Origin of the sequence: Gottschalkia purinilytica (genome assembly GCF_001190785.1) — a bacterium.
GTDB classification, from domain to species: domain Bacteria; phylum Bacillota; class Clostridia; order Tissierellales; family Gottschalkiaceae; genus Gottschalkia_A; species Gottschalkia_A purinilytica.
Genome location: NZ_LGSS01000070.1, coordinates 1 through 607, shown reverse-complemented (window position 1 = coordinate 607; position 607 = coordinate 1). Strand labels below are relative to the sequence as shown.

Annotated in this window: 1 protein-coding gene; it reads right to left on the bottom strand. The window is 35.4% G+C overall.

Annotated features, from left to right (window positions below; translation table 11 throughout):
* The coding region (locus CLPU_RS16410; RefSeq protein ID WP_050379154.1) for a DUF4489 domain-containing protein at positions 1-607 on the bottom strand (607 nt) is incomplete at both ends.

Below are 607 nucleotides of genomic sequence, written 5' to 3'. Positions count from 1 at the left end.
TGACCAACATTGATAGCTGATGCTACTGCTACCGCTGCTGTAGCTTCTACTGTTATTCTATAAGTGCAACAGTTTGCAGGACATGCATTACAATCACAAACTACGAAAGCAACTGGTATTGAAGATCCTATAGCAACAACTACTCCTTGAGGTAAGCTAAATGATTGTACTTCTATCTCATCACCATTATCACAACGTCTAAATACTCTAAATGTTATTATTGTTCCAACTGCAAGAGCTACACCAGTTGTAATTATAGCTGAAAATTCTAACTGCACACATGGCTTTTTAAAACAACATAAATCTGTTACTGATATAGTTCCTATAGTTGTCGGAGTAATTAATCCTCCTATAGCAATGATACCTATACCAGTCGCTCCTGTAAGAGTATTACATCTAAATTCAATCTTCTCAGGATCACAGTCTATTGGCTTACAGCATTTTTCTTCTTTAAAGCATTTACAATGATCATGGTCACGCTTATGACATTCACATTCATGCTTATGCTCATCACATTCTACTGGAAACCAATGTTCATTTTCTTGTTTAGGTCTACCATTCCATGTTTTATATATAGGTCTCATATAATCATAATAAGAGTCACCTG